The organism is Massilia cavernae, from assembly GCF_003590855.1.
Taxonomy (GTDB): domain Bacteria; phylum Pseudomonadota; class Gammaproteobacteria; order Burkholderiales; family Burkholderiaceae_D; genus Telluria_A; species Telluria_A cavernae.
The window spans coordinates 1-9,206 of sequence record NZ_QYUP01000026.1; the positions used below are offsets into that span (position 1 = coordinate 1).

At 68.0% G+C, this 9,206-nt stretch carries 4 protein-coding genes; all 4 read left to right on the forward strand.

Features of this window, described 5'->3' with window-relative positions; translation table 11 throughout:
- A partial coding sequence (locus tag D3872_RS03040) for a DUF3025 domain-containing protein (RefSeq protein WP_119809419.1) occupies positions 1 to 705 on the forward strand: 705 nt, incomplete at its 5' end.
- A gap of 25 nt (positions 706 to 730) precedes the next feature.
- Positions 731 to 1,723, forward strand: a complete 993-nt coding sequence (locus D3872_RS03045; RefSeq protein ID WP_119809420.1) for a Gfo/Idh/MocA family protein — start codon at positions 731 to 733, stop codon at positions 1,721 to 1,723.
- A 199-nt stretch (positions 1,724 to 1,922) separates the two neighbouring features.
- Positions 1,923 to 7,568, forward strand: a complete 5,646-nt coding sequence (locus D3872_RS03050; protein WP_119809421.1) for an alpha-2-macroglobulin family protein — start codon at positions 1,923 to 1,925, stop codon at positions 7,566 to 7,568.
- Positions 7,565 to 9,206: penicillin-binding protein 1C (gene pbpC, locus D3872_RS03055; protein ID WP_229459130.1), on the forward strand; the 1,642-nt coding region annotated here is incomplete at its 3' end. The genes D3872_RS03050 and pbpC, both read left to right, overlap by 4 nt.

The following is a 9,206-nucleotide window of genomic DNA, read 5'->3' on the forward strand; positions in this document are numbered from 1 at the left end:
GCGCTCAATGCCGGCGCCGAGGGGCTGGCGCTGGCCAACGGCGCCGGGATGCCGTTGCGCTTCGTGCCGCAGGAGGCGCTGCCGGAAGGCCGCGCCTACGAGGAGTTCATCGGCGCCACCGGCTGCGTGCCCACGCGCGACAACCTGCACGACTTCTTCAACGGCCTGGTATGGCTAACGTTCCCGCGCATCAAGCGGCAGCTGAACGCGCTGCAGGCGGCGCAGATCGCGCTGGCTGGCGTGGGCAAGTCGCGCGGGCCGGCGCGCGACGCCGCCACCATCTTCGACGAAAACGCGGCCCTGCTGGTGGTGCGCGACACTTTGGCAGCGCAGGCGCTGGTTGACGCGCTGCGCGGCCACCGCTGGACCGAGGCACTGTTCGAGCGCCGCGCCCAGTTCGGGAACGATGCCCAGCTGTGGCTGTTCGGCCACGCGCTGATGGAAAAGCTGGCAGCGCCGCGCAAGGCGATCACCGCGCATACGCGCGTGGTAACGGCGGATGCTGCATACTTCAATCTCGCGCCGGACCAGCAGCGCGCATGGATTGACCGAAAGGTCGCGGGCGAACTGGCCGCAGGAAGCCTCACGACAGCGTCGTTCACGCCGCTGCCGGTGCTGGGGATCCCTGGCTGGTGGGATGGGCAGGACCAGGCCTTTTACGCCGACACCGCCGTCTTCAGGCCGAAGCGCCTGGCGGCACAATAGATGGCCACAACTGAAAGGATTTGCGATGACTGACCTGGTGCGGTGGGGAATACTCGGAACCGGCAAGATCGCGCGTGCGTTTGCCACCGCGCTGAAGGACACGCCGGGCGCCGTGCTGACGCGGGTCGGCTCGCGCAACGTCGCTAGCGCCGAGTCGTTCGGTTCGGAGTTCGGCCTGCCGATGGAGGCCTGCCACGGTTCCTACCAGGCGATTGCCGATGCCGAGGACGTCGACATCATCTACATCGCCACGCCGCATACCGCGCATGCGGCCAATGCGATCATGGCGCTGGGCGGCGGCAAGGCCGTGCTGTGCGAGAAGCCGTTTGCGATGAACCGCCGCGAAGCCGCGGAAGTGGTGGCGCTGGCGCGCGCGAAAAAGCTGTTCCTGATGGAGGCGATGTGGACCCGCTTCCTGCCCGCGCTGGATGAAGTGAAGCGCATCATCGCGTCCGGCGAGATCGGCGCGCCGGTGCAGGTGACGGCGGATTTCGGCTTCGCGGCCGACGTCGATCCCGACCATCGCCTGGTCAACCCTGAACTCGGCGGCGGCGCGCTGCTCGACCTCGGCATCTATCCGTTGTCGATAGCGGCCGCCCTGCTTGGACCGGTCAGCTCGGTGCGGGCCCAGGCCGAAATCGGCCCCACCGGCGTCGACGTGCAGACCGGCTTCGTCATGGTGCACGAAGGCGGCGCCATGTCGGTGTGCAGCTGCTCGATCCGCGCACGTACGCCGGCCGAGTTGACCGTATCGGGCCAGCATGGCCACGTACGGATGAACACCATGTTCCACCGCGCGAAGTCGATCAGCGTGTCGCACGAGGACGGCAGCTCGCGCACCGTGCCGACGCCGTATGTGGGCAACGGCTACGCCTACGAAGCGGTGGAAGCGGGCCGCTGCCTGCGCGAAGGCCTGCTCGAAAGTCCGCACATGACGCTGGACGAAACGCTGGCGCTGATGGGCGTGCTCGACACCATCCGCGAACAGATCGGACTGCGCTACGTCGCCGACGCCTGACCGCCTGCGGTTTCGCGCGCTGAGAGGTATCGATTACCCAAAGTGCATAATCGCCGATCCATGGGATGGACGGCTGGTCTGAGCCACGCCGCGCGGGCTCAAAAAATAGCTGCGAATTCGCATTGCGTTGTCAAAGTTGCCGTGGCAGCATGATTGCTTCGTGCAATTTTTGCACGTAGTCCGCCGCTACGGAGACCCGATGCGCATAATGAAGATCATGGTGGCCGGCTTGTACCTGTGCCTGGCCGCACTCTTGCCGGCCGCGGCGCAAACCACCGTCGAATCGTTTTCCCCCACCGGGACGGTGAAGAAGATCAGGCAGGTTGCCGCGCGCTTTTCCGCCGATATGATCCCGTTCGGCGACATCCGGCTGGCCGACCCGTTCACCGTCGATTGCCCGGAACAGGGCAAGGGCCGCTGGATCGACACCCGCAACTGGGTGTACGACTTCGCGCGTGACCTCCCCGGCGGAGTGGCTTGCCGCTTCACGCTTCGCCCCGGCCAGGCCGACCTGGCCGGAAAACCTTTGGTCGGCGATGTCCAGTTCTCGCTCGATACCGGCGGGCCATCCATCGTGCGCAGCATGCCGCGCGAGGGATACGTCATCGACGAAAACCAGATGTTCGTCCTTTCCCTCGACGCGGCGGTGCGCGAGGACTCGATCCAGCCCAATGCATGGTGCCGCGCCGAGGGAATCAACGAACGTATCGCCGTGCGCGTGCTGCACGGGCAGGAGCGCGACAAGGTGCTTGCCCAGCGTAAGGCATTCGTCAAGGAACACCAGCGACGGCAGCCTGAAAAAGGCGGCGATGCGGCGATCGTGGTGCTCCAGTGCGCGCGCACGCTACCTGCCGGCGCCGACGTGACCCTAGGCTGGGGCAAGGGCATCGCTACGCCGGGAGGCGTCGCCACCGCCACCGACCAGAAGCTGTGGTTCGACACCCGCAAGGATTTCGTCGCCAGCTTCTCTTGCCAGCGCACCGCTCCGAAGGCCGGGTGCATCCCCTTCCTGCCGATACAACTAAGCTTCAGCGCCCCCATACCGGTGAAGGAGGCGAATGAAATCACCCTGACCTCGGCAAGTGGCGACGTTTTCCGTGCAGCGGTTGAGGCGTCGAAGTCCGGCTACGTGGACGACGTGACTTTCAAGGGGCCATTCCCCGAGAACACCCGGTTTACCCTGGCCCTGCCGCCCGGCCTGAAAGACGACGCGGGGCGGACGCTCCTCAATCGCGGTTCTCTTGCCGCTGGCGTAGCCACCGACCGCGCTCCGCCGCTGGTCAAGTTCCCGGCCCGCTTCGGCATACTGGAGGCGCGCGGCGACCGCCTGCTGCCGGTCACGGTACGCAATGTGGAGCGTGGCCTGAAGGCGAAAATCGTCGATGCTACGGTGCACTCGCCGGCACCAGTGAAAGGCGCGATTCTGCGCGTCGCCGACAACGAGGACGGCCAGGTCATCAAGTGGCTGGCGGCGATGTCGGGTGGCCGCGGCTGGGACCTGCCCGAGCTGGAAGGGAAGGCCCTTTACCGTTCCATGCTTGGCGCGGCAGGCGGCGCCGAGCAGTTTTCGTTGCCGCGCGCACGCGGGCGCCAGCCGTTCGAAGTGATCGGCATCCCGCTCAAGCAGCCGGGCTTCTACGTCGTCGAACTGGCGAGTCCCCGCCTCGGCACGGTACTCAAGGATAAAAAGGCGACCGCGTACGTCAGCACGGCGGCGCTGGTGACCAACCTGGCGGCGCACTTCAAGCACGGCGCCGAGTCGTCGCTGGTGTGGGTGACCACGCTGGACAAGGGCCGGCCGGCGCCCGGCGCGAAGGTCGCCGTGCGCGACTGCGCCGGCAAGGAACTGTGGTCCGGCGCCACCGACCGCAACGGAGTCGCCCGCATCGGCAAGGAGATCCGCTCGCGCTGCAAGCAGGGCGAGCGCTATTTCATTAGCGCCCGCCTGGGCGGCGACATGACCTTTACCCTGTCGGACTGGAACCGCGGCATCGAGGTGTGGCGCTTCAACGTGCCGACCGAATGGCACGGGGCGGACAGCGTCATCGCCGCGACGGTGTTCGACCGCACCTTGCTGCGCGCAGGCGAGACGGTGCACATGAAGCACTTCCTGCGCAGGCATACGCGCGCCGGACTCGCGACGGTAGGGAAGGGTGATGCTCAGCGCCCGGCCAAGGCCTACATCACCCACGTCGGCACCGACGAGAAGTTCGAGCTGCCGCTATCTTGGAGCGCCAATGCCACGTCGGCCGGCGACTGGAAGATCCCTGAAGGCGCGAAGCTCGGCACCTACGAAGTCATGCTGGGCGGCCGCGTATCCGGTTCGTTCCGGGTCGAGCAATTCCGCATCCCGCTGATGAAGGGCAGCGTGCAGGGACCTGCGATGCCGGCGGTTGCGCCGGCCTCGCTTCCGCTCGACCTGCAACTGAACTACCTGTCAGGCGGTGGCGCCGCCTACGCGCCCGTCAAGCTGCGCAGCACAGTGGGGCCGCGCCATGTGTCGTTCGACGACTACGACGGTTTCCGCTTCGCCGCGGGCGACATAAAGGAAGGAATCGCCAGCGCATACGGCGGGGATGACGACGAAGATGAAGGTGCGGAGGCGGAAGGCGGGGCGGCGGAAACCCGTTCGCTGCGCACCCAGGAGGTCAGCCTGGACAAGGGGGGCGGTGCACGCGTGGTGCTGGACAAGATGCCGGCTGTGGCGACCCCGCAGGACCTGCACGCCGAGATGTCCTACCAGGATCCGAATGGCGAAACGCAGACGGTGTCCACCACGGTGCCGCTGTGGCCTTCCGCTGTTGTCGTCGGAATCAAACCGGATGGCTGGATGCAGAGCAAGGACGCGCTGCGCCTGCAGGCGCTGGTGCTGGACGTGGCCGGCAAGCCGGTCGCCGGGGCGCCTGTGAGCGTGGACCTGTTCCAAAGCGAAGTGTATTCGCACCGGCGCCGCCTGCTGGGCGGCTTCTACGCCTACGAGAGCCAGCGAGAAGTGAAGCGGCTCGGACAGGCCTGCGAAGGCGTTACCGACCAGCGCGGCATGCTGTTCTGCGAGGCGAAGTCGCCGGCGGAGGGCAGCCTGATTGTGCGCGCGCGCAGCGCCGACGCCCAGCAGCGCGCGGCGGTAACGCACACCGACGTGTGGGTCGCCGGCAGCAAGGACAGCTGGTTCGACGTCAGCGACAACGACCGCATCGACATGCTCCCCTCGCAAAAGCGCTTCGAGCCGGGCGAAACCGCCACCTTCCAGGTGCGCAGCCCGTTCCGCGAGGCTACCGCGCTGGTGACGGTCGAACGCGAAGGCGTCATCGACACCTACATCCGCCGCCTGAAGGGCGACAACCGCAGCTTCTCGATCCCGGTCAAGGGAAGCTACGCGCCCAACGTGTTCGTGTCGGCACTGGTGGTGCGAGGCCGCGTGGCGGGCGTGCAGCCCTCGGCGCTGGTCGACCTGGGCAAGCCGGCCTACAAGCTGGGCATTGCGCCAATCAAGGTCGGCTGGGCGGCGCACGAACTCAAGGTGCAGGTCGGCACCGACCGCCAGGTCTACAAGGTGCGCGAAAAGGCGCAGGTGACGGTCAAGGTAAGTCGCGCCGACGGCAAGGTGCTGCCGGCCGGCGCCGAGGTTGCGCTGGCGGCGGTCGATGCCGGCCTGCTGGAGCTGATGCCGAACGCCAGCTGGGATTTGCTCGAGACCATGATGCAGCAGCGTGGCCTGCAGGTGACTACCGCGACCGCGCAGATGCAGGTGATCGGCAAGCGCCACTTCGGCCGCAAGGCGGTGGCTGCGGGCGGCGGAGGCGGGCGTTCCTCCGGCCGCGAGCTGTTCGATACCCTGCTGTTCTGGAAGGCCACGGTGAAGCTCGACGCCAAAGGCGAGGCGTCGGTAACGGTTGCACTGAACGATTCGCTGACCGCCTTCCGCATCGTGGCGGTTGCCAGCGCCGGCGCGGGGCAGTTCGGCACCGGCCGCACCGAGATCCGCAGCACGCAGGACCTGATGCTGCTTTCCGGCCTGCCGCAGCTGGCCCGCCAGGGCGATTCCTTCCGCGCCGGCTACACGCTGCGCAACGCATCGGACCGCACCCTGACCAGCGAACTGCGTGTGTCGGTCGCGGCCGACGGCGCGCGCGCGGTGGCGCTTCCCGCGCAAACCGTCACGCTGGCCGCCGGCGAATCGCGCGAAGTCGGCTGGGACTACACGGTGCCGGCCGGCGCGCGCAAGCTGGCGTGGGAAGCCAGCGCGAGGGCGGACGGCGCCGCCGACACCGTGCGCAGCCAGCAGGAAGTAAAGAGCGCGGTGCCGGAGCGTACCGTGCAGGCTACGCTGGCGCAGCTTGACCAGCCGCTGGCCATCCCCGTGCGAATGCCTGCCGATGCACTGGCGGGGCAGGGCGGCATCGTGGCGAAACTGGCGGCACGGCTGGCGGAGAACATGCCCGGCGTGAGCGAGTACATGCAGGCCTATCCCTACACCTGCTTCGAGCAGGTGACCTCGCGCGCGGTGGCGCTGCGCGACCGCGCGTTGTGGGAGCGTCACGTCAAGGCGTTGCCTGCCCACCTGGACGGCGACGGGCTGGTCAAGTATTTCACGCTGATGGACAAGGGCTCCGACGCACTGACCGCGTACGTGCTGAGCGTCACCGGCGAAGCAGGCTACGCCGTCCCCGACGAGCTCCGTGAGCGCATGCGCGAAGGCCTGTCCGGATTCGTGCGCGGCACCGTGACGCGCGGCTCGCCGCTCGCCACCGCCGACCTCGCCGTGCGCAAGGTCGCCGCGCTGGAGGCGCTGTCGCGCGAAGCCCCGCTCAGCGCCGACCTGCTCGGCTCCTTCAGCGTCACGCCCAACCTGTGGCCGACCGGCGCCGTGATCGACTGGTACCTGGCGATGAAGCGCAACCCGCAGCTGGCCGGCAGCGCTGCATGGATGCTTGATGCGGAGCGCGTGCTGCGGGCGCGCCTGCACCTTCAGGGCACCACCATGGGCTTTTCCACCGAGCAGCAGGACGGCTGGTGGTGGCTGATGATGTCGGCCGATACCAACGCCAACCGCCTGCTGCTGGCCATGATGGACAACCCGAAATGGCAGCCGGACATGGGCCGCATGGCACGCGGTGCGCTGGGTCGCCAGCACAAGGGCCGCTGGTCCACGACGGTGGCCAACGCATGGGGCGTGCTCGCGATGGACAAATTCTCGGCCACCTTCGAATCGCAGCCGGTGACAGGAACCACAACCGGCGAGCTTGCGGGCGACGAGCGCAGCGCGGCATGGCCGGCGCAGGAAGCTAACGCAGGCCTGGAGCTTGCGTTCCCGTGGCCGGCCGGCATGCAGGACCTGGCGATTGCGCACAAGGGAAGCGGCAAGCCCTGGGTGACCGTGCAAAGCCTCGCCGCGATTCCGCTGAAGGAGCCGCTCTTCGCCGGCTTCCGCATGACCAAGACCATCACGCCGGTCGACCGCAAGGATGCGAATGCGTGGTCGCGCGGCGACGTCTACCGCGTGCGCCTCGACCTCGAAGCCCAGTCGGACATGACCTGGGTGGTGGTCGACGATCCGATTCCCGCCAGCGCAACCGTGCTGGGATCGGGACTGGGTCGCGATTCGCGCATCCAGTCTGCCGGCGAAGTGCAGGAAGGCTGGGTGTGGCCGGCGTTTCAGGAGCGCAGCAACGAAGCATTCCGCTCGTACTACGAGTTCGTCCCGAAAGGGAAGTGGCGGGTCGAGTACACCGTGCGTCTGAATAACGCCGGCCGCTTCTCGTTGCCGCCTACCCGGGCCGAGGCGATGTACAACCCCGGCATGTTCGGCGAGCTGCCCAATGCGGCGCTGGCCGTGAAGCCGTGATCCGGCTGGGAATAAGCGCCGTACTGCTGGCGCTGGCCTTCGACGCCAGTGCAGCGGCGCCGACGCTGGCGCAGGTGCGCGCGGCGCACCGCGCATCCGAATCGGTGCTGCTGGACCGGAACGGTACGCCCATCGAATCGCTGCGCACCGACATGACGGCCAGCCGCGGCGGCTGGATCGCGCTCGCCGACATTTCGCCGGCCGTGCAGCAGGCGCTGATCCAGGCCGAAGACCAGCGCTTCATGGAGCACAGCGGCGTCGACGTCAAGGCGATCGGGCAGGCGGCCTGGGACAACCTGTTCCGCACCCGTCCTCGCGGCGCTTCCACGTTGACGATGCAGTTGGCTGCGCAGCTGGATGCAACGCTGCAGCCGGGCCGGGGCGGGCGCACGCTGGACCAGAAATGGGACCAGGCGCTGGCGGCGCGCGAACTCGAGGCAGCATGGAGCAAGGGCCAGATCATGGAGGCCTACCTGAACCTGGTGTCCTATCGCGGCGAGCTGCGCGGCATCGGCGCCGCGTCCGCGCGGCTGTTCGGCAAGGCGCCTTCCGGGCTTGGCATGACCGAAGCCGTGATCCTCGCCAGCCTGGTGCGCGCGCCGTCTGCCACCCCCGCCGTGGTGGCCCGCCGCGCGTGCGCGCTGGCCGCCAGCATGAAGATGGCGGAAGCGTGCGAGGGAATCACATGGGAGGTGGACAAGGCGCTGAGCCGCCCGGCGGACGTCGAGGCGCACGGCGGCGCCGGCCCGGTCGCGCGCATGCTGCTCAAGCCTGGCAAGGTCGCGGTGCGCAGTACGCTCGACGCACCGTTGCAGCGCTTTGCGCAGCAGGCGTTGAGGCGACGACTGGCGGAACTGGGCGGGCGCAACGTCGGCGATGGCGCGCTGGTCGTACTCGACAACGCAAGCGGCGACGTGCTGGCCTACGTCGCCAACGCCGGCGATACGGAAGTCGACGGTGTGGCCGCGCTGCGCCAGGCTGGCTCCACGCTCAAGCCTTTCCTTTATGGACTGGCGATCGAACGCGGCCTTCTCACCGCAGCGTCGGTGCTGGACGATTCGCCGCTCGGCATCGGCACTGCTTCCGGCTTTTACGTCCCGCACAACTACGAAAAGGATTTCAAGGGCTACGTTAGCCTGCGCACCAGCCTGGCCAGTTCGCTGAACGTTCCCGCGGTGCGGACGTTGATGCTCACGGGCGTCGACCGCTTCCACGCCAGGCTACGCGAGCTCGGCCTGCGCAGCCTGGCAGAGCCGGCATCGTACTACGGCCCTTCGCTGGCGCTGGGCTCCGCCGAAGTCAGCCTGCTCGACCTTGCCAACGCCTACCGCACGATGGCAAGCGGCGGCATGCAAGGCAGCCCGGCGTTTACCCGGCGCGCGGCCGAGGCCCGGCAGCGCGTGTTCGACGCGCGCGCCGCCTTCATCGTTGGCGACATCCTGGCCGATCCCGCCGCACGCGCGCCCTCCTTCGGATTAAGGAACGAGCTGGCGGCCACCTACTGGGCGGCGGTCAAGACCGGCACCAGCAAGGACATGCGCGACAATTGGGCGGTCGGCTATTCGGACCGGTTCACGGTCGGCGTCTGGGTCGGCAACTTCGACGGCCGCCCGATGTGGGATGTATCCGGCGTGACGG

Bases quoted from the DNA above. Each gene is read 5' to 3' on its own strand.
- D3872_RS03045 (WP_119809420.1), top strand. From the start codon at position 731: ATGACTGACCTGGTGCGGTGGGGAATACTCGGAACCGGCAAGATCGCG.
- D3872_RS03050 (WP_119809421.1), top strand. From the start codon at position 1,923: ATGCGCATAATGAAGATCATGGTGGCCGGCTTGTACCTGTGCCTGGCC.